Below are 23014 nucleotides of genomic sequence, written 5' to 3'. Positions count from 1 at the left end.
GGGTCCCCTCGCCTCACGTCTCCCGCTCGCTCTGCTCCAGGATCGGGCGGAATTCCGCCGTGGCGCGCTTCAGCTCCGCCGCCACATCGGCCCCGCTGATGGTATTGGTCAGCGCCGTGCCGATCACGTCGCGGAACTGGGTGACGGGCACGATCTCCGGCAGGCCGGCGCGGGCGATCCGCGCGCTCGCCTCCAGCGTCTGGAAGAAGTCGCGGGGGAAGTGGGACTGGCCGATCGCTTCCTCATTGCGGAAGGGGCTGCTGCGCGCCGGCACGCCGGCGCCGGAGGTGAGCCATTTCAGCTGGTTCGCCTTGCCCAGCGCCCATTGGATGTAGAACCAGGCCGGGCCCTTCCTGCGCGAGGCCTCCGGGATCGCATAGCCCGCGCCGAACAGCGCGCAATGGTGGCTTCCCGGCCCCCGCGGCACCACGGCATAACCCACCTTGCCCGCGACGCGCGACCGCCGCGCATCCTCGAGCGGCGCGGCGAAGCCGATGCCGTCCACCCACATGGCGGCGCGGCCCTGCATGAAGGTCGTCTGGCACTCGTTCCAATTGAAGCCGATGGAGCCGGGCGGCGAGACGTCCCGCAGGAACTTCTTGTAGGTCTCGCCCGCCCAGACCGCATCCGGCGTGTCGGTGATGAGCTGGCGGTTGGCATCGATCATGTCGCGCTGCGAGGTGCCGAGCAGGTAACTCGACCACAGCACCACATTGGCGTTCTTGAGACCGCGCCCGACATGGCCATAGACCTGCTTCGACGGGTCGGCGAGGCGCTTCGCCGCCTCGTACATCTCGTCCCAGGTCTTCGGGACCTCCACGTTCTTCGCCGCGAAGAGCTCCTTGTTGTAGTAGAGGATGAAGTAGTCCGCGCCGGCCGGGCAGCTGTCCAGCCTCCCATCCGCCTGGGTCGCGTAGGTGACCATGCCCTCGCCGTAATCGGCGAAGTCGAAATCCGGCGCGGTCAGCGCCGGGTCGTCCAGCAGCGCCTTGATGTCGGTGTTCCAGCGCGCCTTGCCGACCTGCCGCTTGTTCACATGCAGGCTGATCTCGGTGACGTCGAAGCTGGGCCGGCCGGAGGCATATTCGACGATGATCTTCTGCCGGTGCTGCTGTTCCGGCACCACCTCCAGCCCCACCCGGATGCCGGTGAGGTCCTCGAATTCCTTGTTGTTCTGCTGCAGGAACTGGCCGCGCGGCGAGAGCTGCACCGTCACCTCGATCCGCTCGCCGCGGAAGCGGCGCCAGTCGAAGGCGCTCTGCGCATTGGCCCGCTCCACCAGGGCGGGGGCGGCCAATGCCGCCGCGCCGGCCCGCAGCGCCTCGCGGCGCGTGATGCCGTTCATGGATCTCTCCCCGAAACCGGGGCGGATACGTGCCCGCCCCTGTAGAGGGGGATGGTCGGCCGAAAGCCGGGCCGGCGGCAAGCCCGTTCCGACATCCGCGGGGGGCTTCCCGGCCGCGCCCGCTCCGCTAGGCTGCGGCCACGAAAACCGGGGAGGATGGGACGCATGGCGCGGCTCGAGGGACAGGCATTGCCGGAGGACTGGCGGGAGGGCTGCTTCGCCGCGCGGGTGATGACGCCGGAAGGACCTGCGGCCGTCGCGGTGCTGCGCGGCGCCGCCTTCGACATGACACCCGCCTATGGCACGGTCAGCGCCTGGTTGAACGAGGCCGATCCGGTCCTTGCCATCCGCAACCGCGGCGTGCCCATGCCGCTCGACCTGCCGGCCGCCCTGGCCAACAGCGTGCATGACCGGCGCAACCCGGGAAAGCCCTGGCTGCTGGCGCCCGTGGACCTGCAGGCGGTGAAGGCCTGCGGCGTGACCTATGTGCGCTCGATGCTGGAGCGGGTAATCGAGGAGCGCTGCCGCGGCGACGCTTCCCAGGCGGAGGCCGTGCGGGCCGAGGTGCGCGGCATCATCGGCGACGACCTCTCGGCCGTGAGGCCGGGCAGCCCGGAGGCCATGCGGCTGAAGGCGGCCCTCGTCCAGAAGGGCTGGTGGAGCCAGTACCTGGAGGTCGGCATCGGCCCGGATGCCGAGATCTTCACCAAATGCCCGCCCATGGCAGCGGTGGGCACAGGCTCCCTGATCGGCGTGCATCCGGTCAGCCAATGGAGCAACCCGGAGCCGGAGGCGGTGCTGGCGGTGAATGCCCGCGGCGCCATCCTTGGCGCCATGCTGGGCAACGACGTGAACCTGCGCGACGTCGAGGGGCGCTCCGCCCTGCTGCTCGGCCGCGCCAAGGACAACAACGCCTCCTGCGCGCTCGGCCCGCTGCTGCGGCTGTTCGATGCGGGCTTCACGCTGGAGGATGTGCGCGCCGCCGAGATCAGCCTGGCCATCGAGGGCGCGGATGGCTTCCGGCTGGAGGAGACCGGCGCGGTCGGCGCCATCAGCCGCGACCCGCGCGACATCGTCGGGCAGTTGATCGGGCCGCACCACCAGTATCCGGACGGCGCCGTGCTCTTCCTCGGCACGCCCTTCTCGCCCAGCAAGGACCGCGGCGCGCCCGGCCAGGGCTTCACGCACCGGCCGGGCGATGTGGTGCGGATCGCGACCCCCCGACTGGGCGCGCTGGTGAACGAGGTGGCGCGCACCGATGCCTGCCCGCCCTGGACCTTCGGCACCGGCGCGCTCTTCGCCAACCTAGCGCAGCGCGGTCTGCCACGGCGATGAGTGCCGCCGTGGAGGAAGCCGGCCGGCTGGATCGCGGCGACGGCGTCGAGCTCGCCTGGCGCCGGCGCGCCGGGCGGGGTCCGGGCGTGGTGTTCCTCGGCGGCTTCAACAGCGACATGACGGGCACGAAGGCCGAGGATCTCTCGGCCTTCTGCGCCGCGCGCGGCCAGGCCTTCCTGCGCTTCGACTACAGCGGCCACGGCGCCAGCGGCGGGCGGTTCGTGGAGGGGACGATTGGCCGCTGGGCGGCCGATGCCGCGGCGGTGCTGGACGCGCTGACGGAGGGGCCGCAGATCCTCATCGGCTCCTCCATGGGTGGCTGGATTGCCCTGCTGCTGGCGATGCGGCAGCCGGAGCGGCTGGCCGGGCTGATCGGCATCGCCGCCGCACCCGACTTCACCGCGCGGATCGAGGAGTCGCTGTCGCCGGCGGCGCGCGAGGCCATGGCGCGCGACGGCGTCTGGCAGCGGCCGAGCGCCTATGGCGACCCCTACCCCATCGCCCGCGCCCTGCTGGAGGACGGCCGCAGCCACCTGCTGCTGCACGCGCCCATTGCCATCACCGCGCCGGTGCGGCTGCTGCACGGCCAGCAGGACCCCGACGTGCCCTGGGAGCTCTCGCTCCGCACCGCCGCCGCCATCTCCGGGCCGGACGTACAGGTCACGCTGGTGAAGGACGGGGACCACCGGCTGTCCCGGCCGCAGGACCTGCTGCTGCTGCGCCGGACCCTCGCCGCGCTGCTCGATCCCGCGGGCTGAGCGTGCGGACCGGCATTCCTGTCCGGATGCCGGTCCGCTGGTGGCGTGCGTCGGGGAGCAGCCTCCCCCCCGGCGATCGGCCCTACGCCGCCCCGCCCCCCTCCTCGGCCAGGATGGCGCGCAGCCCCTCGCGGTAGCTCGGGTAGCGCCAGGCAATGCCGAGCGCCGCCTTGGTCGCCTTGTTGGTGACCACGCGGCGTTCCGCCCAGAAGCTGCGCGCCATGGGGGACATGGCGGGCCAGGCCTGCTCGAAGGGAATCGCCGGCGGCGGCGCCAGGCCGAGCAGCCGCGCCGCTTCCTCGACCACCGCCGCGCTCTCGGCCGGCTCGTCATCCACCAGGTGCAGCACCCTGAGGCCGGGTGGCGGCGCCTGGCGCAGGGCGGCCAGCACGGCGAGGGCGATGTCGTCGCGATGGATGCGGCCGAAGAGGTGGCCGGGCCTGATCGTGCGGCGCGCCGTGCCCGCCCGCAGGTCGTCGAAGCTGCTGCGGCCGGGGCCGTAGATCCCGCCGACGCGGAAGAGATCGACCGCGCGCCCGCCGGCCAGCGCGGCCCAGGCCTGCTCCGCCGCCAGCCGGCGCCGGCTGCGCGCCTGCCCCGGCGCGGGCGGCGTTGTCTCATCCACTGCCGCGCCGCCACGATCGCCATAGACCCCCGTGGTGGAGAGATAGCCGATCCAGCGCAGGCCGGGCGCGGCGCGGATCGCCCCGGCATGGGCGGCGAGGACAGGGTCGCCCGCCTCCCCCGGCGGCGTGGTGACCAGCAGATGGGTAGCAGCGGCGATCGCCTCCCCCGCCGCTTCGAAGGCCACGACCGCAACGCCCTCCGGCGGCACGACGCGCCCCGGGTCGCGCGCCGTCCCGCTGACCTGCCAGCCCGCCGCCGCGGCCGCCCGCGCCACCGCGATGCCGCTGTAGCCCAGCCCGGCCACGACCAGCCGGTCCGGGCTGCCTCTCTCTTGATCCGCCATGCCGCCGATCTGGCGTCGATTCGCGCACTCCGCTAGGGTCGTGCGGTGAACCGCATCCGCTCCGTCCTGCTCGGCACCTTGGCTGCCGTGCTGCTGGCCGCCCTGGCCGGGACCGCCCTGGTTCTGGTGCAGGGGCCGGAGGCGGAGGCCGCCGGCGACTCCCTGCCGCTGCCGCCCGACATGCCGCGCCTGGCGATCGGGCCGCAATATGAGGAATGCCTGGGCCGCCTGCGCCGCGACCCCGAGGGCGCGCTCGCCTTCGCCGAGGCCTGGGACGGCGCGGGCGGCGGCGAGGGTGCGAAGCATTGCGGCGCCCTCGCGCTGCTGGCGACCGGCGAGACGGAGAAGGCGGCGGAGCGGCTGGAGCAACTGGCGCGGACCAGCGCCGGCAGCACGCCGGCGCGCGCCGCGGTCTATGCCCAGGCGGTGCAGGCCTGGATGCTGGCCAACCAGTCCGGTCGGGCCTTTGCGGCCGCGACCATGGGGCTGACCATCGCGCCGGGCGATCTGGATTTGATGATGGACCGGGCGGTCGCGCTCGGCACGCTCGGCCGCTACGCGGATGCGCTGGGTGACCTGGACCGGGTGGTCGCCGCCGATCCCGAGCGGGCGGAGGCCTGGGTGTTCCGCGCCGCCGCGCTGCGGCGGCTGGAGCGGGTGGAGCAGGCCATGGCCGCGGTGGACCGGGCGCTGCGCCTGGCGCCGGAGAATGCCGAGGCGCTGCTGGAGCGCGGCATCATCCGGCAATTGCGCGGCGACACGGCGGGCGCGCGTGCGGATTGGCAGCGGACGATCGCGCTGGCGCCGGACAGCGCCGCGGCCGATCTGGCGCAGCAGAACCTGGCCCTGAACGAGGCAGGGCCGCAGCGTCGGTAGCCGGCGCGGCCGGTCTCAGAAATCCAGATCGGCGTAATGCGTCGGCGGGGTGATGCCGCCGACCCGCTCGGCCAGAAGGGAGCGGAAGCAGGGGCGCGACTTGCAGCGCGCATACCAGTCCTTCGCCGCCTCGTTCAGGCTCCACTCCACATCCCCGGTATAGTCGAGCGCGGAGAGATGCGCCGCGGCGGCGAAATCCGCCAGGCTCACCTGCGGCCCCGCCAGCCAGGCCCGGTTCTCCGCCAGCCAGCCGATATATTCCAGGTGCGGGCGCAGGTTCTGGTAACCGGCACGGATCGCCGAGGCATCCGGGTTGCCGCGGCCGAGCAGGCGCTTCATCTGCTTCTCGAACAGCAGGTTGCGCGTGACCTCGGCGTTGAACTTGCCGTCGAACCAGGCGACCAGCCGCCGCACCTCGGCCCGCTCCGCCAGCGTCCGGCCGAACAGGCCGGTATCCGGATAGGCCTCGTCCAGGTATTCGCAGATGGCGTAGCTGTCCGCGATGGCGAGGCCGTTCGGCTCCTGCAGCACCGGCACGGTTCCGGCCGGGTTCAGCTCCAGGAATTCGGGCCGCCGCTCCCAGACACGCTCCACGCGGAGCTCGAAGGGGATGCGCTTTTCCGCCATGGCAAGGCGGACCTTGCGGGCGAAGGGCGAGAGCGGCAGGTGATACAGGATTCGCACGGCATGTCTTATGCCATCCGTGCCGCAGCGGGGAAAGCGCCGGCGGCGCCTTCCCCCCTGGTTGAGTCTACTCGGCGGCGACCGCCGCCGCCTCCGTCATCGGGACGGGCAGGTACTTCGCATACTCCTTGGGCACCACCTGCCAGAACCGGTCGCGCTCCTGCGCCCAGTTGTGCAGCAGACGGGCGGCCAGGCGCGAGCCGGTCTCCCGCACATGCCGCTCCACCAGGGCTTTCAGCACGCCTTCCCAATGCGCGGAGGCGAGGCGGGACCAGAGCAGCGTGTCCGGGTTGACCCGCTTTTCGAAGGTCTCCTCCGCATCATAGAGGAAGGCCATGCCGCCGGTGAAGCCGGCGCCGAAATTGTCGCCGACCGGCCCGAGGATGACGACCGTGCCGCCCGTCATGTACTCGCAGCCATTCGCCCCGCAGCCCTCGACCACCGCCGTCGCGCCGGAGTTGCGGACCGCGAAGCGCTCGCCGGCCTGGCCGCCGGCGAAGAGCTCGCCCGCCGTCGCGCCATAGAGGCAGGTATTGCCGATGATGGCGTTCTCGTTCCAGACCAGCGTCGAGGAGGGCGCCGGGCGAACCACGATGGTGGCACCCGAAAGGCCCTTGCCGACATAGTCGTTGGCGTCGCCGAAGACCTCCAGCTTCAGGCCCTGGACGGCGAAGGCGCCGAGCGACTGGCCGGCGGTGCCGCGCAGCCGGACTGCCAGGTGCCCCGGCTGCAGCCCGGTCATCCCGAATTTCCGGGTGATTTTGCTGCTGATCTTGGTGCCGATCGCCCGGTGGGTGTTCCGGATGTTGTACTGGAGCTGCATCTTCTCGCCGCGCTCGAACAGCGCCGCGGCGTCCCGGATCATGTCGGCGTCCAGCGTCTCCGGCACCTCGTTCCGGCCTTCCAGCGTGCAGTAGCTGGCATGGCCGCCGGCATCGGCCTGGACCAGCAGCGGGTTCAGGTCGAGGTCGTCCAGGTCCTCCGAGCCGCGGCTGACCTGCTTCAGCAGGTCGGTCCGGCCGATCACGTCGGTCAGTTTGCGGAAGCCGAGGGAGGCCAGGATCTCCCGCACCTCCTCCGCCACGAAGCTGAAGAGGTTGATCACCTTCTCCGGGCTGCCCGCGAATTTCTGCCGCAGCGCCTCATCCTGGGTGCAGACACCCACGGGGCAGGTGTTGCTGTGGCACTGCCGGACCATGATGCAGCCCATGGCGACGAGGCTGGCCGTGCCGATGCCGAATTCCTCGGCGCCGAGCATGGCGGCGATCACCACGTCGCGGCCGGTCTTGATGCCGCCATCCGTCCGCAGCTTCACCCGGTGCCGCAGCCGGTTGAGCTGCAGCACCTGATGCGTCTCGGACAGGCCCATCTCCCAGGGCAGGCCGGCATATTTGATGGAGGAGACCGGCGAGGCGCCGGTGCCGCCGGAATGGCCGGAGACCAGGATGGCGTCGGCCTTGGCCTTCGCCACGCCGGCCGCGATGGTGCCGATGCCGCTGCGCGAGACCAGCTTCACGCAGACCGTGGCCTCCGGGTTGATCTGCTTCAGGTCGTAGATGAGCTGCGCCAGATCCTCGATCGAGTAGATGTCGTGGTGCGGCGGCGGCGAGATCAGGGTCACGCCTGGCGTCGAATGCCGGAGCCTGGCGATCAGCCCCGTCACCTTGAAGCCCGGAAGCTGCCCGCCCTCGCCGGGCTTGGCGCCCTGCGCGACCTTGATCTCGATCTCCTTGCAGGCGTTCAGGTACTCGGCGGTGACGCCGAAGCGGCCCGAGGCGATCTGCTTGATGGCGCTGTTGGCGTTGTCGCCGTTCGGGCGCGGCTTCGCCCGCGCCGGGTCCTCGCCGCCCTCGCCGCTGTCGGACCGCGCGCCGATGCGGTTCATGGCGATGGACAGCGTCTCATGCGCCTCGGGGCTCAGGGCGCCGAGCGAGATGCCGGGCGCGACCAGGCGCTTGCGGATCTCGGTGATGCTCTCCACCTCCTCCAGCGGCACGGCCGTGCGGGCTTCCGTGCGGAAGTCCAGCAGATCCCGCAGCGCGACGGGCGGAAGCTTGCGCACCGCGTCCGAATAGCGCTTGAAGGTGGAGTAGCTGTCCGTCTCCACCGCCTTTTGCAGGGTGTGGATCAGGCCGCCATCGAAGGCGTGGCTCTCGCCACGCTTGCGCAGCTTGTAGAGGCCGCCGACCGGCAGCGTCACCGCATCCGCGTCCCAGGCGGTGCGGTGCAGCGCCAGCACGCGCCGCGCGATGCCCTGCAGGCCGATGCCCGAGATGCGGGAGGGGATGCCCGGGAAGAATTCGGCGACCAGGGCGCGGGAGAGGCCGATGGCCTCGAAATTCATGCCGCCGCGATAGCTGCTGATGACGGAGATGCCCATCTTGGACATCACCTTCAGCAGGCCCTTGTCCACCGCCTTCTTGTAGCGGGCGACGCAATCCTTCAGCGACAGGTCGCCGAACAGCCCGCGCCGGTGGCGATCCGCGATGCTCTCCTGCGCCAGATAGGCATTCACCGTGGTGGCGCCGGCGCCGATCAGCACCGCGAAATAGTGCACGTCCACGCATTCGGCGGTGCGAACGTTCAGGCTGGTGAAGGTGCGGAGCGAGGTCTTCACCAGATGCGAATGCACGGCGCTGACCGCGAGGATCATCGGGATCGGCGCGCGCTCCGGCCCCTGCGCCTCGTCGGTCAGGATGATATGGGCGCAGCCGCTGCGCACGCCCTCCTCCGCCTCGTGCCGGATGCGCTCCAGCGCGCGGCGCAGGCCGGGCCCGCCCTCGGCCACCGCGAAGGTGCAGTCCACCTCACAGGCGGTCGCGCCCATATACTGGCGCATGGCGGCGAATTCGGCGTTGGACAGCACCGGGCTGTCCAGCATCAGCATGTCGCACTGGGTCGGGTCCTCATCGAGGATGTTCCCGAGATTCCCGAGGCGCGTCTTCAGAGTCATCACCCGCGTCTCGCGCAGGCTGTCGATCGGCGGGTTGGTGACCTGGCTGAAGGTCTGGCGGAAATAGTGGTGCAGGCCGCGATACTGGCTGGAAAGCACCGCGATCGGCGTGTCGTCGCCCATGGAGCCGACCGCCTCGGCCGCCTCCTCCACCATCGGGTGCAGGATGGTCTCCAGCTCCTCCAGCGTGTAGCCGACCGCGAGCTGCCGGCGGCGCAGCTCCTCGCCCTGGAACTGCACCGGCTCGCCCTGCTCGGCGCGGACGATGCCGTCGATGCGGATGGTGCGCTCGGTCCACTGGCCGAAGGGCCGGCGCGCCGCCAGCATGTCCTTCAGCTCGGCATCGCCGTAGAAGCGGCCTTCCTCCAGGTCCACGCCGATGCACTGGCCGGGGCCGACACGGCCCTTGGCGACGATCTGCTCCTCGGCGATCTTCACCATGCCGGTCTCGGAGCCGATGATCAGCAGCCCGTCCGCGGTCTGGGTGTAGCGCAACGGCCGCAGCCCGTTGCGGTCGAGGCCGGCGACCACCCAGCGGCCATCCGTGCCGCAGACGGCGGCCGGGCCGTCCCAGGGCTCCATCACCGCGTTGCAGTAGAGGAAGAAGTCGCGATGCGCCGCCGGCATCGTGGCGTTGTTGCCGATGCTCTCCGGGATCAGCATCGCCTTGGCCATCGGCGCGTCGCGGCCGCCGCGCACCAGCAGCTCGAAGACGTTGTCGAGCGTCGCCGTGTCGGAGCCGCCGGCCTGGATCACCGGCTTGATGTCGTCCAGATAGGGGTCGAGCAACGGGTGGGAGAGCCGCGTCTCATGGCTCTTCATCCAGTTGATGTTGCCGTTGACCGTGTTGATCTCGCCGTTATGCGCGATCATCCGGAAGGGCTGCGCCAGGCGCCAGGTCGGGAAGGTATTGGTGCTGTAGCGCTGGTGGTAGATCGCGAAGCGGGAGACGAAGCGCTCGTCCAGCAGGTCCGGGTAGAACTCCGTCAGGTGCTCCGCCAGGAACATGCCCTTGTAGATGATCGAGCGGCTGGAGAGCGAGCAGAGGTAGAGTTCCGGGATCTGCGAGGCGATGGCCTGCTTCTCGATCCGCCGGCGGATGACATAGAGGTCGCGCTCATAGGTCGCCTCGTCGCGCTGCTCCGGGTCGTAGACCAGGATCTGCTCGATCTCGGGGCGCGTCGCATTCGCCTTCTCGCCGATGCAGCCGACATGGATCGGCACCTGGCGCCAGGAATAGATGCCGTAGCCGGCGGCCAGGATCTCGGCCTCGACGATCTGCCGGCAGCGCTCCTGCGCGCCGAAATCGGTCTTCGGCAGGAAGACCATGCCGACCGCGATGCGGCCCGGGCGCAGGCGGTCGCCGCCACGCTGCACATGCTCGGCGAAGAAATCCTGCGGGATCTCGATATGGATGCCGGCGCCGTCCCCGGTCTTGCCGTCGGCATCCACCGCGCCGCGGTGCCAGACCGCCTTCAGCGCATCGATGCCGGCCTTCACCACGCCGCGGCGCGGCTTGCCGTCAAGCGAGGCGACCAGGCCGACACCGCAGGCATCGTGCTCGGTCGTGTCGATCTGCGCGGCCTCGAGACGGGCCTTGTTGGCGGCGAAGTTTCCGACGAAGGCCGCGCCGTTCTCGATGATGCCGTCCATGGTCCTCACTCCGCCGCCGCGGCCAGCTTCTGGCCGGCCTTCGCCTTCACATACGCATCGATCTGATCGGCCGCGTCGCGGCCGTCGCGGATCGCCCAGACCACCAGGGAGGCGCCGCGGACGATGTCGCCGCCGGCGAAGACGCCGGGGAGTTCCGTCATCATGGTGCGGTGGTTCACCTTCAGCGTGCCCCAGCGGGTCACCGGCAGGGCCGGCTCGTCGAAGGCCTTCGGCAGGTCCTCGGGGTCGAAGCCCAGCGCCTTGATGGCGAGGTCGCAGGGGATGGTGAAGGCGCTGCCCGGGACCGGCGCCACCTGCTGGCGGCCGGTCGCGTCCGGCAGGCCGAGATGCATGCGCACGGCGCGCACGCCGGTCACCTGCGTGTCGCCCAGGAAGGCTTCGGGCGCCGCCAGCCAGGTGAACTCCACGCCCTCCTCCTCGGCGTTCTTCACCTCCCGCATGGAGCCCGGCATGTTCGCTTTGTCCCGCCGGTAGAGGCAGGTGACGGAGACGGCGCCCTGCCGCACCGCGGTGCGGACGCAGTCCATGGCGGTGTCGCCGCCGCCCACGACGACCACGCGCTTGCCCTTGGCATCCAGCGCACCGGATTCGAAGGCCGGGACCGGATCGCCCAGGTTGTTGCGGTTGGAGGCCGTCAGGTATTCGAGCGCGGGGACGATCCCGCCGAGGCCGCTGCCGACGCAATCGATGTCGCGCGCCTTGTAGACGCCGGTCGCGATGAAGACGGCGTCGTGCCGCTCGCGCAGTTCGGCCAGCGTCACGTCGCGGCCGATGGCGCAGTTCAGGTGGAAATGGATCCCACCTTCCTCGTACTGCTTCCAGCGGCGGAGGACGACCTCCTTCTCCAGCTTGAAGCCAGGGATGCCGTAGATCATCAGGCCGCCGACGCGGTCGTAGCGGTCGTAGACATGCACCTGGTAGCCGCGCAGGCGCAGCTTCTCGGCGGCCGCCAGGCCGGCCGGGCCGGCGCCGATGATGCCGACGCTCCAGGGCAGCTCCTGCCGGGGCTTCGGCGGCTTGACCCAGCCCTTCTCCCAGGCGGTGTCGGTGATGTAGCGCTCGACCGCGCCGATGGTGACGCTCTCGAAGCCCTTCTCGATGACGCAATTGCCTTCGCAGAGGCGGTCCTGCGGGCAGATGCGGCCGCAGATCTCGGGGAAGGTGTTGGTCGCCGAGGAGACCTCGTACGCCTCCTCCAGCCGCCCCTCGGCGGTCAGCTTCAGCCAGTCCGGGATGTTGTTGTTCAGCGGGCAGTGGACCGAGCAGAAGGGCACGCCGCACTGGCTGCAGCGGCTGGCCTGCTGGGAGGCCGCGCCGGTGTCGAACTCCTGGTACTGGTAGATCTCGCCGAAATCCGCCCGGCGGGCCGCGACGTCGCGTTTCTCCGGCTGGGCCTGGGAGAGACGCACGAATTGCAGCATCCGTTCGGCCATTGGCGCGGTCCTTGCATTCACAGAACAGGCGAAAGGTCGCGGGCCAGCCAGGGCCTGCACGTCGCCGCCATCCCGGGCACGCGCATCCGGCCGCCCGCGAGGGCGTTGTGCGCAGCAATACGGGTGCGTGCCGCTGATGGCGAGTCTTTTTTCGGCGTCAGGTCAGCATAGCTGACCTTTAATTCGGCATCGGGACCGCGCTCGCAATCAGCTGGCAACGCTCGGCGGGCAGTTTGGTCCGGATCGGACCAAACTGCCGCAGGCTAGCCGCGCTGCCCGCCGCCCGGCCGGAACCGCTTCAGGTAGCCCGGCACCACCGCCTCCACGGATTTCGGTGCGATGCCGAGTTCGGCCAAGCCGGGCGCGCCGGGCGCGACCACATTGTCCCGCTGCAGCATCAGCAGCTGATCCCGGGTCAGCGGCGGGTTGGGCAGGAATTCGGACAGCCTCGCCTGCAGCCGCACCAGCCCGCCCGGCATGTCCAGCATCGGCCGGCGGTGGCCGGTGGTGTCCAGGATGAAGCGCAGCAGCTCGCGGAAGCTCATCGCCCGCGGCCCGCCCAGTTCATAGGTCTTGCCGGCCGCGTCGTCGCGCGCTGCGGCGGCCATCACCGCATCGGCCACGTCGCCGACATAGACCGGCTGGAACCGGGCATTGCCGGCCACCACCGGCATGAAGGGCAGCATCCGCGCCATGCCGGCGAAGCGGTTGAAGAACTGGTCCTCCGGCCCGAAGACGATGGAGGGGCGCAGGATCACCGCCGCCGGGAAGGCCGCCCGCACCGCCGCCTCGCCCTCGCCCTTGGTCCTGCCGTAGCGGCTCGGGCTGTCCGGGTCGGCGCCGATCGCCGAGACATGCACCAACCGCTCCACCCCCGCCTCGGCCGCGAGGCGGGCGACGGTCGCGGCGCCCTCGCGGTGGATGCGCTGGAAGTCGCCCGGCTTCCGCTCATGCAGGATGCCGACCAGGTTCACCACCAGATCGGCGCCCGCAACGGCGCGGGCCACGGCGCCGGGATCGTCGACGCCAGCCGCGAGCGGGACGATCTGCCCGACACGTCCCTGGGTCTGCAGGAAGCGCGCCTTGTCCGGATGGGTGGTGGCGACCCGCACCACATAGTCGAGATGGGCCAGCCGCTGGACCACGTAGCGGCCAATGAAGCCGGAGCCCCCGAAGACCGTGGCAACCTTGCGTACCGTGCTTCCGCGCATGCTCTTGGGGCTCCAGCCATGTTGGGGGGCGGCGGACCATATGGTGGGTGCCTCGCAGCGCCAAGCCAGGCCGGCCTCTTCCCGGCCGCGGCGGACCGCCCCCCCCCCGCGCGGCGGGTCCGCCGGGCCGCCCCAGCGCCGGTCTCCGCCGGCATGAATCCCGGCCCGCAGCCGCCATCGGCGGCTGACCGCCCGAAGGGGTGCGGCCACGACGCGGCGCAGCCAGGCCGCCGGCGACCGAGGCCGCAGACATGCGCCGGCCTGTCTGCGAGACAGAATGAGAGGCCGGTCGTAAGCGCCCACCCTGGCTCAGGAAAAATGCTGCGCGGGGGCGCTTGACGCTCCCTCTCCGGCGCCTTATTCCCCCCTCCACCGGCGGACAACGCCCCGTCGGCTCCGCACCCTGTGCCCAGGTGGTGGAATTGGTAGACGCGCTGGCTTCAGGTGCCAGTGACCGCAAGGTCGTGAAGGTTCGAGTCCTTTCCTGGGCACCATTTCCCGCAGCGGGGTCAGACCCCCAACCGGGACGCACCGGACGGAACCGGCTCCGCTGAACCAGATTTCGGGCCTCGTGCGAGCCACCCTCTTTTCGCGCGGCGCCTCTCCAGGGAGCCCCGCCGTGATCCACCTGCACCGGCACGACCTGCCCGATGGCCTCGATCTCGGTCCGATGGTGGCGATCGACACCGAAACCATGGGCCTCAACCCGCACCGGGACCGGCTCTGCCTCGTGCAGCTCTCCTCCGGCGACGGCGATGCGCATCTCGTGCAGATCATCCCGCCGGGCATGGGCGGCCGCGGCGCCGACTGTCCGAACCTGAAGCGCCTGCTGGCCGATCCGGCCACCACCAAGCTCTTCCATTTCGCCCGCTTCGACTGCGCCGCGCTGCGGCTGCATCTCGGCGTCCCCGTCGCGCCGGTGGTCTGCACCAAGGTGGCGTCCAAGCTGGTCCGCACCTTCACCGACCGGCATGGCCTGAAGGACCTCTGCAAGGAATTGCTGGGCGTCGAGATCTCGAAGCAGCAGCAGAGCTCCGACTGGGGCGCGGCCGAGCTGACTGCCGAGCAGATGGCCTATGCCGCCTCGGACGTCCTCCATCTGCACGCCCTCTGGGCCAGGCTGGAGGGGCTGCTGCGGCGTGAGGGAAGGCTGGCCCTGGCGCAGGAATGCTTCCGCTTCCTGCCGGTCCGGGGCGAGCTGGACCTGCTGGGCTACGCCGACCCGGACATCCTGGCGCACTGACCGCCGCCACCCCTGCCGCCCGGCCACACTGCCGTGCGGCCACACCCTGGCACGATTCTTGTCCGCTACGGAGACGGCTCATTGACCCCCGTCCCCGCACCCCTCATACATCGGCCCGTGGACCTGACCCTTCCCGCCCCCGCACCGTGCCGGCACCACCGCCCCGGGCCCGCCGCCCAGTGCCGCCGGGACGTCGCCGGAGACCGACCGTGAAGCAGGACCGGTCCCCCCCCATGCCGTCGGTCGCGGCCCGGACGGCCGCAGCCCCGCGGCATATGCTGCCGCCCTCCCGCGCCCGCCGCGCACCAAAGCCGGGGCAGCTCGCCCGCCGTCGCTTCCTGGTGGCCTGGACCAAGCGCCTGCTGCCGGTCCTCGCCCTCGGCCTGCTGGCCGCGGTGGTGTTCTGGCCGGAGATCGAAGGCAATGAGGACCGCTCGCGCGTCAGCTTCCGCCGTACCGTGGAGCCGCGCGCCGAGGCGCTGCGGGTGGTGAATCCGCGCTACCAGGGCGTGGACGAGCTGAACCGTCCCTTCACCGTCACCGCCCGCGCCGGGCAACAGGAAGGCAGCGAGGAGATCCTCAACCTGGAGGAACCGCGCGGCGACATCGTCCTGGGCGACGGCGCCTGGATCTATGTGCAGTCGGAGGCCGGTCGCTACGACAAGCCGGCGGGCCGGCTCGACCTGACGGGCGATGTCACGATCTACCATGACAACGGCACCATGCTGCGCACCAACGAGGCCTCCGTGCAGGTGGAGGCCGGCACGGCCAGCGGCGATGCGCCGGTGGCGGCGCAGGGCGGCTTCGGCACCCTGACCGCCGAGGGCTTCCGCCTGCGCGAGCGCGGCGCCGTGGTGATCTTCACCGGCCGGTCGCATGCGGTGCTGGAGGGCGGCCGGTGAGGCGCCGCTGGATGCTCCTCGCCGCCGGGCTGCTGGCACTGCCCCGGCTGGCCGCGGCCCAGGGCATCGACCTGTCCCAGGGCGGGCCGGTGGACCTGACCGCGAATGACGGCATCGAATGGCGCCAGGCCGAGCAGGTGGTGATCGCCCGCGGCAATGCGCGCGCCATCCGTGGCGGGGTGACGGTGGAGGCGGAGCGGCTGCTGGCGCGCTACCGCCCCGCCGGCCAGCGCGATCCTGCCGCCCCCCAGCCAGCGGAGCCCTCGGCGGACCCCGCGCGCGGCGGCAACAACGAGATCTGGCGGCTGGAGGCGGAGGGGCGCGTCACCATCCGCACCGCGACCGACACCGCCCGCGGCGACCGCGCGGTCTATGACGTGGACCAGGCGGTGCTGGTGCTGACCGGCCGCGACCTTTCGCTGGCCACCCAGAGCCAGGTGATCACCGCCAGGGAAAGCCTGGAATACTGGTCCCAGCGCCGGATGGCGGTGGCGCGCGGCAATGCGGTGGTCACGGAGCCGGCGGAGAACCGCCGCATCGCCGCCGACACGCTGGTCGCCTATTTCCTGGAAGGCGCCGGCACGCCCGGCGCCGCGCCGGCGCCCCGCCCGGTGGCGGCGCCCGGGGAGCGCGAGCCTCCCGGCGCCGGCCGCATGGACCGGGTCGAGGCCTATGGCAATGTCGAGATCCGCACTGCGACCGAGGTGGTGCGCGGCGATCGCGGCGTCTACAGCGCCCAGACCGGCATGGCCCGGCTGCTGGGCGAGGTACGCATCACCCGCGGCGACAACCAGATCAACGGCCGGGAGGCCATCGTGAACATGCGCACCGGCGTCGCCCGGCTGGTCTCCGCCCCAGGCGCGCGGGTGCAGGGGCTGATCGTCCCGCAGCAGGACGGCGCCGGGCAGCAGCAGCCGGCTCAGCAGCAGCAGCCCGGCTCGGCGAGGATCGGCCGATGAACGAGGCCTCCCCCGCCCCCGTGCTGAAGGCCATGCCCGGCGAGGGCGGCCTCGCCGCCTATGGCCTCGGCAAGCGCTACCGCAAGCGGCCGGTGGTGCGGAACGTTTCGATCAACCTGAAGCGCGGCGAGGCGGTGGGGCTGCTCGGCCCGAACGGCGCCGGCAAGACCACGACCTTCTACATGATCACCGGCCTGGTGCAGCCCGATGAGGGCCAGGTGGTCATGGACGGCCATGACGTGACCCACCTGCCTATGTACCGCCGCGCCCGGCTCGGCCTGGGCTACCTGCCGCAGGAGGCCTCGATCTTCCGTGGCCTCAGCGTCGAGGACAACATCCGCGCGGCGCTCGAGGTCGTGGAGCCGGTGCGCGACCGGCGGGAGCAGATGCTGGACGCGCTGCTGGCCGAGTTCGGCATCGCGCATCTGCGCCGCGCCCCGGCGCTCGCCCTTTCGGGCGGCGAGCGGCGGCGCTGCGAGATCGCCCGCGCGCTCGCCACTCACCCTTCCTACATCCTTCTCGACGAACCTCTGGCCGGCATCGACCCGATCGCGGTCGGGGAGATCCGGGACCTGGTGAAGCATCTGAAGGACCGCGGGCTCGGCGTGCTGATCACCGACCACAATGTGCGGGAGACGCTGGAGATCATTGATCGCGCCTATATCCTGCATGATGGCCAGGTGCTGATGGAAGGCGCGCCGCGCGACATCGTGGCGCATGAGGGCGTGCGGCGGGTCTATCTCGGTGAGCGCTTCAGCCTGTGAGCGCGCCATGCGGGTAGCCGGGCTGCCGCGCCCGCCCGCCCGCCGCGGGGCCGGCGCATGAGCCTCGCGCCCCGCCTCGACCTGCGGCAGTCGCAGTCCCTGGTCATGACGCCGCAATTGCGGCAGGCCATCAAGCTGCTGCAGTCGAGCAACCTGGAAGTCGCCGCCTTCGTCGAGGAGGAGCTGGAGCGCAACCCGCTGCTGGAGCGCGACGAGCGCCCGCAGCCCGGGCCGGATGATGGCCATCGCGTCGATCCCCTGCCCGCCGCGCCGGAGGCGCCGGACGCCCATGCCGCCGCCGTCTCCGACGCGCTGCCGCAGGAGCAGGCCGGGCCGCTCGATGCCGAGTGGGACAATGTCTATGACAGCGGCGGCTATGAATCCCCCTATGGCCGCGGCGGCCGGGCCGATTTCGCCGACGATCTCTCGGGCATCGAGGATCTGGCCAGCGGCGGCCGCTCCTTGCGCGAGCACCTCGGCGAGCAGGTGCGCCTCACCTTCGAGGATGCGCGGGACCGGCTGATCGCCGCGCAGATGATCGCGCTGCTGGACCCGGCCGGGCGGCTGGCGGTGGAGGACGCGGCGATCGCCCGGGCGATGGGCTGCGAGCTGGCGAAGGTCGCCGCCGTGCGCGCGCGCATGCAGCGCTTCGAGCCGGTCGGCATGTTCTGCCGCAGCCTGGCGGAATGCCTCGCCGTCCAGCTCGCCGAGCAGAACCGGCTGGACCCGGCCATGCAGGCGCTGCTCGACAATCTGGAGATGCTGGCGCGGCGCGACCGCGCCGGGCTGATGGCGGTCTGCGGCGTGGATGCCGAGGACCTCTCGGACATGATCGCCGAGTTGAAGCGGCTCGACCCCAAGCCGGGCGCGAGCTTCGACGCGCCGCCGGCGCCGGCGGTGGTGCCGGACGTGCTGATGCGCCGCGGCGAGGATGGCGGCTGGATCCTGGAGCTGAACCCGGAGACGCTGCCGCGCGTGCTGGTCAGGCGCGGCTTCTATGCCCGCTGCCAGGTCGGGGCCCGCAGCAAGGACGACCGGGTCTTCCTGGCGGAGAAGCTGCAGAGCGCGAACTGGCTGCTGAAGAGCCTGGAGCAGCGCGCCAGCACCATCATCAAGGTGGCGCAGGAGATCGTCCGCCGGCAGGACGCCTTCTTCCGCCACGGCGTCGAGCATCTCCGCCCGCTGATCCTGCGCGACATCGCGGAGGAGGTGCAGATGCACGAGAGCACGGTCAGCCGCGTGACCGCGAACAAATACATTGCAACCCCCCGCGGCACCTTCGAGCTCAAATATTTCTTCACCACCGCCATCGCCGGCACCCAGGGCGGCGAGCAGCACAGCGCCGAGGCGGTGCGCTGGCGGATCCGCGCCATGGTCGCGGCGGAGGACCCGGACGCAGTACTTTCGGATGATGCGATCGTGGAGAAATTGCGCCAGGAAGGCGTGGACATCGCCCGCCGAACCGTGGCCAAATACCGCGAGGCGCTGCGCATCCCATCTTCGGTGCAGCGCAAACGGGAGAAGGCCGTCCCGGCCTGATCCTGCCGTCCCGGCCCCTTCGGAATCGCCGGACGGCACGCACTCGGGGCACGGCGCGCCTTCCGCGCCGCGCCGCCGCGGGCCCCGCCGGGCGGCCCCTCCCCCAGTCAAGGAGGGCATGCCTTCATGCACATCACCGTAGCCGGAAAGCAGGTCGAGACCGGGGAAGCGTTGCAGACGCATGTCCGGGAGGGCCTGGCCTCCATCGCGCGCAAGTACTTCGACCATGCGCTGGAGGCGAACGTGACCTTCCGGCGCGATGCAAAGGTGAAGGGCGCCTTCGCCTGCGACATCAACCTCAAGGCCGGGCGCAACCTGTTCATGCGGGGCGAGGGCGAGGGGCCGGACGCCCACCGCGCCTTCGAGGTGGCGGCCGAGCATGTCGCGAAGCGCCTGCGCCGCTACCGCCGCCGCGTGAACGATCACGCCCGCAGCCTCGCTGAGGCGCGCGACATCGCGGCCGAGACCGCGACGCAATACGTGCTGCAGCCGGAGGAGGAGGCGGAGGAGCAGGATGCCGCCCCGATCGACGGCGCGAAGGTGGACCACAGCGTGGTCGTCGCCGAACAGCCGACCGAGATCGCCCGGCTGACAGTGGGCGAGGCGGTGATGCGCCTCGACCTCACGCACCAGGCGGTGCTGATGTTCCGCAACAGCGGTTCCGGCGCGCTGAATGTGGTCTATCGTCGGCCGGATGGCTGCATCGGCTGGATCGACGCGCCCGCGGCCTGAACGCCGCGCGGCCCCGGGGGCGGGAGATCTTCCCACCCCCGGATGGGGACCTCAATGCACCAGCGCGGGCGCCATCTCATGCTGCAGGATGGCGGCGATCGCCAGCTCGGCATTCGGCGCGGCGCCGATCGGGGTGCCGTCCGCGGCGTGGATCGCCATGGCATGCACGCCATTCACGACCACCGGCCGGATATAGGCGATCTCCTGCGCGCCGAAGCGCTGCCAGTCGGCCACGGAAAGCTCGCGCAGCGACAGCGCCACCTGCGACGCATCCGCCGGGCCGTTGGTAGGGTTGCTGCTCTTCATCTCACATTCTCCTTCCGGCATGGCCGAAGCCCATGCGGCCTGGAGCATCGGTGTTACCCAAGCGCCGCGTGGCACGCTTGGTTCGCCCCTCCGCTCCGGCTCTTGATGGCGTCCCGCGGGATCAGCCCCGCGTGGCACGCCCTTCGACAACGGGCCGTCCGGCCCCGTTGACCTTGGCAGCCGCCGGCCCGTTCGCGGTGGTGCCGCCGGCGATCGGGATGGTCTTCACCCGCACCTCCGGCTGGGGCCGGCGCAGCTCCACATGCAGCAGACCGTTGTCGAGCCAAGCCCCTTCCACCTCGATCCCCTCGGCCAGCACGAAGGCGCGCTGGAACTGCCGCGCGGCGATGCCGCGGTGGAGGAAGATCCGGCCTTCCGAGTCATCCTTCTGCCGGCCGCGGATCACGAGCTGGTTGTCCTCCTGCGTGATCTGCAGGTCCTCCATCGCGAAGCCGGCGACGGCGAGGGTGATGCGCAGCCGGTTATCGCCGGTCTGCTCGATATTGTAGGGTGGATAGCCATCGGCATTCTTGGCGACCCGGTCGAGCATCTGCTCGAGATGGTCGAAGCCGAGAAAGAGCGGCGAACCGAAGACCGATGGACGCGACACGGTAGCCTCCTCATGCGGAGCGAAGCGGGCGGCCGGGCCCGAAGCACCCTGCCACGGCTGGGAATGTTGTCAGGCGCCGCCGCCGTTGCAAGGGGGGCAGGCGGGGGCTACTTCCGGGGCGCCCAGAGTGATCCCGTGATGTCCGAAGCCGATACCCTGCCCATCCTCCTGGTCCCCGATACGCGGCTGCGCACCAAGGCCCGCCCGGTCGGGCCGGCCGATGCCGATGCCGTGCGCGAACTCGCGCCCAGGATGCTGGACGCCATGTACAAGGCGCCGGGGATCGGGCTGGCGGCGCCGCAGGTCGGCAGCCTGCTGCGGATGTTCGTGGTGGACCTCCAGAAGGAGGAGAAGCCGGACCCGATGGTGCTGGTGAACCCGGAGATCCTGGCGCTCAGCGAGGAACTGGCGGTGCGGGAGGAAGGCTGCCTCTCCCTCCCCGGCCAGTATGCCGATGTGACGCGCCCGGCCCGGGTGAAGATGCGCTACCTGGACCTGACCGGCGCGAAGCGGGAGATCGAGGCGGACGGGCTGCTGGCGACCTGCCTGCAGCATGAATACGACCATCTCGACGGCGTGCTGTTCGTGGACCACCTCAGCACGCTGAAGCGCAACATGATTCTTAGGAAGCTTGCCAAGGATCTGAAGGCGAAGGCGCGGGCGTGAGCGCCGTGGCGGCCCTCCCTCCCCCGCGCGACCGGGGTGGAAAGGGGCCGATGCGGGCCCCGCTCCGCCTCGCGCCGGGAGCGAGGCGGGCCGCGCATGCCATTACGGCCCGCCACGGCCGGGCAGCGATAACGCCGGATACCGGCCCATGAGACTGGCCTTCATGGGCAGCCCGGACTTCGCCGTCCCCGCCCTGCATGCCCTGCACGGCGCCGGGCACGAGATCGCGGCGGTCTATTGCCAGCCGCCCCGTCCGGCCGGCCGCGGCCAGAAGGAGACCCCCTGCCCCGTCCACCGCGCCGCACTCGCGCTCGGCCTGCCCGTGCGCAGCCCGGCCCGGGTGCGGAAGGATGTCGCCGAACATGCTGCCTTCGCCGCGCTCGACCTGGATGCGGCGGTGGTCGCCGCCTATGGACTGATCCTGCCGAAACCCATGCTGGAGGCGCCGCGCCGCGGCTGCCTCAACATCCACGCCTCCCTGCTGCCGCGCTGGCGCGGCGCGGCGCCGATCCACGCCGCCATCCTGGCCGGCGATGCCGAGAGCGGCGTGACGATCATGCAGATGGAGGAAGGGCTCGACACCGGCCCGATGCTGCTGAAGGGCGCCGTGCCGATCGGGCCGCGCACCACCACGCCGGAACTGCACGACGCCCTGGCGGACCTCGGCGCCAGGCTCATCCTGCGCGCCCTGGCCGAGGCGCCGCCGCCCATGCCGCAGCCCGAGGCGGGCGTGACCTATGCGGCGAAGCTGACCAAGGAGGATGGCCGGCTGGACTGGGTGCAGGAGGCCGCGGCGCTGGACCGCCGGGTGCGGGCGCTGAACCCCTGGCCCGGCACCTTCTTCCGACATGGCGGGGAGGCGATCCGCGTGCTGGCGGCCGAACCCGCCGCCGGCGGCGGTGCGCCCGGCACGGTGCTGGACGAGGCCGCCACCATCGCCTGCGGCAGCGGCGCGCTCCGCCTGCTCCGTCTCCAGCGCCCCGGACGCGGCCCGCTGCCGGCGGCGGATTTCCTGCGCGGCTTCCCGCTGCCGCCGGGCACCCTGCTCGGCTGATGCAAGCCGGCCGATTCACTCGCACGCGCCTCGCGTTCCGGCAATCGGGCGGTTTGCCGGCCGGCCGATTCACGCCTCCGCGCCTTGCGCTCCGGCGATCGGGCGGTTTGCCGGCCGGCCGATTCACGCCTCCGCGCCTTGCGCTCCGGCGATCGGGCGGTTTGCCGGCCGGCCGATTCACGCCTCCGCGCCTTGCGCTCCGGCGATCGGGCGGCTGATGCCGCTCTATGCCCTCACGCTGGAATACCATGGCGGCCCCTTCGTCGGCTGGCAGCGGCAGGCGAATGGCCTCTCGGTTCAGCAGGTGCTGGAGGAGGCGGCGGCGAAGCTGAACGGCGGCGTGCCGCCCGCCGCCATCGCCGCCGGCCGCACCGATGCCGGGGTGCATGCCGAGGGGCAGGTGGCGCAGATCGAGCTCGCGCGCGAGATCGAACCCCAGAGGCTGCGGGAGGCACTGGACTTCCACACCCGGCCCCACCCCGTCGCCGTGCTGCGCGCCGGCCTGGCCCCGCCCGGCTGGAATGCCCGCTTCTCCGCCATCCATCGCGGCTACCGCTACCGCATCCTCAACCGCCGCGCCCGGCCGGCGCTGGAGGATGGCCGGGTCTGGCATGTGAAGGCGCCGCTGGATGCCGCGGCGATGCATGCGGCGGCGCAGCGTCTGCTCGGGAAGCACGATTTCTCCGCCTTCCGGGCCGCCGCCTGCCAGGCGAAATCCGCCCTGCGGACGCTCGACCGGCTGGATGTGGCGCGCATCGGCGAGGAGGTGGTGGTGACGGTGGAGGCACGCAGCTTCCTGCACCACCAGGTGCGCAACCTGGTCGGCACCCTGCTGGAGGTCGGCCAGGGCAGGCGCGGGGTGGCCTGGCCAAGGCAGGTGCTGGACAGCCGCGACCGGACCCGGGCGGGGATGACCGCGCCGGCGGAGGGGCTGTGCTTCACCTTCGTACGCTATGCGGAGGAGCCGGACTGGGCGTGATACGAGCGAGCGGGCCCTGCC

20 protein-coding genes and 1 tRNA gene are annotated in these 23014 nt (G+C 71.4%); 13 read left to right on the top strand and 8 right to left on the bottom strand.

Translation table 11 applies throughout. The features are described from left to right. Positions 1-13 precede the first annotated feature (13 nt). Positions 14-1345, bottom strand: coding sequence for an extracellular solute-binding protein (locus LHA35_RS03130; protein ID WP_226604355.1), 1332 nt, complete (start codon positions 1343-1345; stop codon positions 14-16). A gap of 165 nt (positions 1346-1510) precedes the next feature. Between LHA35_RS03130 and LHA35_RS03125 the strand changes: the two genes are divergently transcribed. Then, a complete protein-coding gene (locus tag LHA35_RS03125; RefSeq protein WP_226604353.1) occupies positions 1511-2680 on the top strand; it encodes a fumarylacetoacetate hydrolase family protein in 1170 nt (389 codons plus the stop codon). Next, positions 2677-3438 carry an alpha/beta hydrolase gene (locus LHA35_RS03120; protein ID WP_226604351.1) on the top strand — a complete coding sequence of 254 codons (762 nt, stop codon included), beginning with the start codon at positions 2677-2679 and terminating at the stop codon, positions 3436-3438. Before LHA35_RS03125 ends, LHA35_RS03120 begins: the two co-directional genes overlap by 4 nt. An 82-nt stretch (positions 3439-3520) precedes the next feature. Here LHA35_RS03120 and LHA35_RS03115 read toward each other — a convergent pair whose 3' ends face one another. Further along, positions 3521-4408, bottom strand: a complete 888-nt coding sequence (locus tag LHA35_RS03115; protein WP_226604349.1) for a Rossmann-fold NAD(P)-binding domain-containing protein — start codon at positions 4406-4408, stop codon at positions 3521-3523. Between the two features lie 45 nt (positions 4409-4453). Here LHA35_RS03115 and LHA35_RS03110 point away from each other — a divergent pair, with 45 nt between their 5' ends. Then, on the top strand, positions 4454-5284 hold the full coding sequence (locus LHA35_RS03110; RefSeq protein WP_226604347.1) for a tetratricopeptide repeat protein: 831 nt from the start codon (positions 4454-4456) through the stop codon (positions 5282-5284). A 15-nt stretch (positions 5285-5299) separates the two neighbouring features. Here the strand turns inward: LHA35_RS03110 and fzlA are convergent, their stop codons facing one another. The 4 genes from fzlA to LHA35_RS03090 all read right to left on the bottom strand — a co-directional run bounded on the left by fzlA (position 5300) and on the right by LHA35_RS03090 (position 13239). After that, complete coding sequence (fzlA, locus tag LHA35_RS03105; RefSeq protein WP_226604345.1) at positions 5300-5968, bottom strand: FtsZ-binding protein FzlA; 669 nt, start codon at positions 5966-5968, stop codon at positions 5300-5302. A gap of 67 nt (positions 5969-6035) precedes the next feature. Beyond that, on the bottom strand, positions 6036-10574 hold the full coding sequence (gene gltB, locus LHA35_RS03100; protein ID WP_226604344.1) for a glutamate synthase large subunit: 4539 nt from the start codon (positions 10572-10574) through the stop codon (positions 6036-6038). Positions 10575-10579: 5 nt separating this feature from the next. Beyond that, positions 10580-12028 (bottom strand): NAD(P)-dependent oxidoreductase, encoded by a 1449-nt coding sequence (locus tag LHA35_RS03095; RefSeq protein ID WP_226604342.1) that lies wholly within the window; start codon positions 12026-12028, stop codon positions 10580-10582. Positions 12029-12291: 263 nt separating this feature from the next. Beyond that, positions 12292-13239, bottom strand: a complete 948-nt coding sequence (locus LHA35_RS03090) for a complex I NDUFA9 subunit family protein (RefSeq protein WP_226604340.1) — start codon at positions 13237-13239, stop codon at positions 12292-12294. A 407-nt stretch (positions 13240-13646) separates the two neighbouring features. Here LHA35_RS03090 and LHA35_RS03085 point away from each other — a divergent pair. The 7 genes from LHA35_RS03085 to hpf all read left to right on the top strand — a co-directional run bounded on the left by LHA35_RS03085 (position 13647) and on the right by hpf (position 19378). Continuing rightward, positions 13647-13733 (top strand) — tRNA-Leu (locus tag LHA35_RS03085). A gap of 176 nt (positions 13734-13909) precedes the next feature. Continuing rightward, on the top strand, positions 13910-14482 hold the full coding sequence (locus tag LHA35_RS03080) for a ribonuclease D (protein ID WP_226604649.1): 573 nt from the start codon (positions 13910-13912) through the stop codon (positions 14480-14482). A gap of 209 nt (positions 14483-14691) precedes the next feature. Further along, the gene (gene lptC, locus LHA35_RS03075; protein WP_226604338.1) at positions 14692-15384 is read left to right on the top strand and encodes an LPS export ABC transporter periplasmic protein LptC; all 693 of its coding nucleotides are present in this window, start codon (positions 14692-14694) and stop codon (positions 15382-15384) included. Continuing rightward, positions 15381-16343 (top strand): LptA/OstA family protein, encoded by a 963-nt coding sequence (locus tag LHA35_RS03070; protein WP_226604336.1) that lies wholly within the window; start codon positions 15381-15383, stop codon positions 16341-16343. The genes lptC and LHA35_RS03070 overlap by 4 nt, the downstream gene beginning before the upstream one ends. Then, on the top strand, positions 16340-17107 hold the full coding sequence (lptB, locus tag LHA35_RS03065; RefSeq protein WP_226604335.1) for an LPS export ABC transporter ATP-binding protein: 768 nt from the start codon (positions 16340-16342) through the stop codon (positions 17105-17107). The genes LHA35_RS03070 and lptB overlap by 4 nt, the downstream gene beginning before the upstream one ends. Before the next feature lie 57 nt (positions 17108-17164). After that, positions 17165-18646, top strand: a complete 1482-nt coding sequence (gene rpoN / locus LHA35_RS03060) for an RNA polymerase factor sigma-54 (protein ID WP_226604333.1) — start codon at positions 17165-17167, stop codon at positions 18644-18646. Positions 18647-18772: 126 nt separating this feature from the next. Further along, complete coding sequence (hpf, locus tag LHA35_RS03055; protein WP_226604332.1) at positions 18773-19378, top strand: ribosome hibernation-promoting factor, HPF/YfiA family; 606 nt, start codon at positions 18773-18775, stop codon at positions 19376-19378. A 51-nt stretch (positions 19379-19429) separates the two neighbouring features. On the opposite strand, the gene LHA35_RS03050 is transcribed toward hpf, so the two are convergent. Next, positions 19430-19684: a DUF1150 family protein gene (locus LHA35_RS03050; RefSeq protein WP_226604328.1), complete on the bottom strand. Its 255-nt coding sequence runs from the start codon at positions 19682-19684 to the stop codon at positions 19430-19432. A gap of 121 nt (positions 19685-19805) precedes the next feature. After that, complete coding sequence (locus LHA35_RS03045; protein ID WP_226604325.1) at positions 19806-20294, bottom strand: Hsp20 family protein; 489 nt, start codon at positions 20292-20294, stop codon at positions 19806-19808. A 138-nt stretch (positions 20295-20432) separates the two neighbouring features. Between LHA35_RS03045 and def the strand changes: the two genes are divergently transcribed. The 3 genes from def to truA all read left to right on the top strand — a co-directional run bounded on the left by def (position 20433) and on the right by truA (position 22993). Then, complete coding sequence (gene def / locus LHA35_RS03040) at positions 20433-20960, top strand: peptide deformylase (protein WP_226604320.1); 528 nt, start codon at positions 20433-20435, stop codon at positions 20958-20960. Positions 20961-21108: 148 nt separating this feature from the next. Further along, complete coding sequence (fmt, locus tag LHA35_RS03035; RefSeq protein WP_226604317.1) at positions 21109-22014, top strand: methionyl-tRNA formyltransferase; 906 nt, start codon at positions 21109-21111, stop codon at positions 22012-22014. A 217-nt stretch (positions 22015-22231) separates the two neighbouring features. Continuing rightward, positions 22232-22993 carry a tRNA pseudouridine(38-40) synthase TruA gene (gene truA / locus LHA35_RS03030; protein WP_226604315.1) on the top strand — a complete coding sequence of 254 codons (762 nt, stop codon included), beginning with the start codon at positions 22232-22234 and terminating at the stop codon, positions 22991-22993. Positions 22994-23014 lie beyond the last annotated feature (21 nt).

This window comes from Roseicella aerolata, assembly GCF_020523605.1.
Classification (GTDB): Bacteria; Pseudomonadota; Alphaproteobacteria; order Acetobacterales; family Acetobacteraceae; genus Paracraurococcus; species Paracraurococcus aerolatus.
This window is presented reverse-complemented; position numbering and strand designations above follow the sequence as displayed.

What these genes read in the sequence shown, in the direction of transcription:
- LHA35_RS03130 (WP_226604355.1), bottom strand. Translation starts at nt 1,345, where the DNA reads ATGAACGGCATCACGCGCCGCGAGGCGCTGCGGGCCGGCGCGGCGGCA.
- LHA35_RS03125 (WP_226604353.1), top strand. Translation starts at nt 1,511, where the DNA reads ATGGCGCGGCTCGAGGGACAGGCATTGCCGGAGGACTGGCGGGAGGGC.
- LHA35_RS03120 (WP_226604351.1), top strand. Translation starts at nt 2,677, where the DNA reads ATGAGTGCCGCCGTGGAGGAAGCCGGCCGGCTGGATCGCGGCGACGGC.
- LHA35_RS03115 (WP_226604349.1), bottom strand. Translation starts at nt 4,408, where the DNA reads ATGGCGGATCAAGAGAGAGGCAGCCCGGACCGGCTGGTCGTGGCCGGG.
- gltB (WP_226604344.1), bottom strand. Translation starts at nt 10,574, where the DNA reads ATGGACGGCATCATCGAGAACGGCGCGGCCTTCGTCGGAAACTTCGCC.
- LHA35_RS03095 (WP_226604342.1), bottom strand. Translation starts at nt 12,028, where the DNA reads ATGGCCGAACGGATGCTGCAATTCGTGCGTCTCTCCCAGGCCCAGCCG.
- LHA35_RS03090 (WP_226604340.1), bottom strand. Translation starts at nt 13,239, where the DNA reads ATGCGCGGAAGCACGGTACGCAAGGTTGCCACGGTCTTCGGGGGCTCC.
- LHA35_RS03080 (WP_226604649.1), top strand. Translation starts at nt 13,910, where the DNA reads ATGGTGGCGATCGACACCGAAACCATGGGCCTCAACCCGCACCGGGAC.
- lptB (WP_226604335.1), top strand. Translation starts at nt 16,340, where the DNA reads ATGAACGAGGCCTCCCCCGCCCCCGTGCTGAAGGCCATGCCCGGCGAG.
- rpoN (WP_226604333.1), top strand. Translation starts at nt 17,165, where the DNA reads ATGAGCCTCGCGCCCCGCCTCGACCTGCGGCAGTCGCAGTCCCTGGTC.
- hpf (WP_226604332.1), top strand. Translation starts at nt 18,773, where the DNA reads ATGCACATCACCGTAGCCGGAAAGCAGGTCGAGACCGGGGAAGCGTTG.
- LHA35_RS03050 (WP_226604328.1), bottom strand. Translation starts at nt 19,684, where the DNA reads ATGAAGAGCAGCAACCCTACCAACGGCCCGGCGGATGCGTCGCAGGTG.
- def (WP_226604320.1), top strand. Translation starts at nt 20,433, where the DNA reads ATGTCCGAAGCCGATACCCTGCCCATCCTCCTGGTCCCCGATACGCGG.
- fmt (WP_226604317.1), top strand. Translation starts at nt 21,109, where the DNA reads ATGAGACTGGCCTTCATGGGCAGCCCGGACTTCGCCGTCCCCGCCCTG.
- truA (WP_226604315.1), top strand. Translation starts at nt 22,232, where the DNA reads ATGCCGCTCTATGCCCTCACGCTGGAATACCATGGCGGCCCCTTCGTC.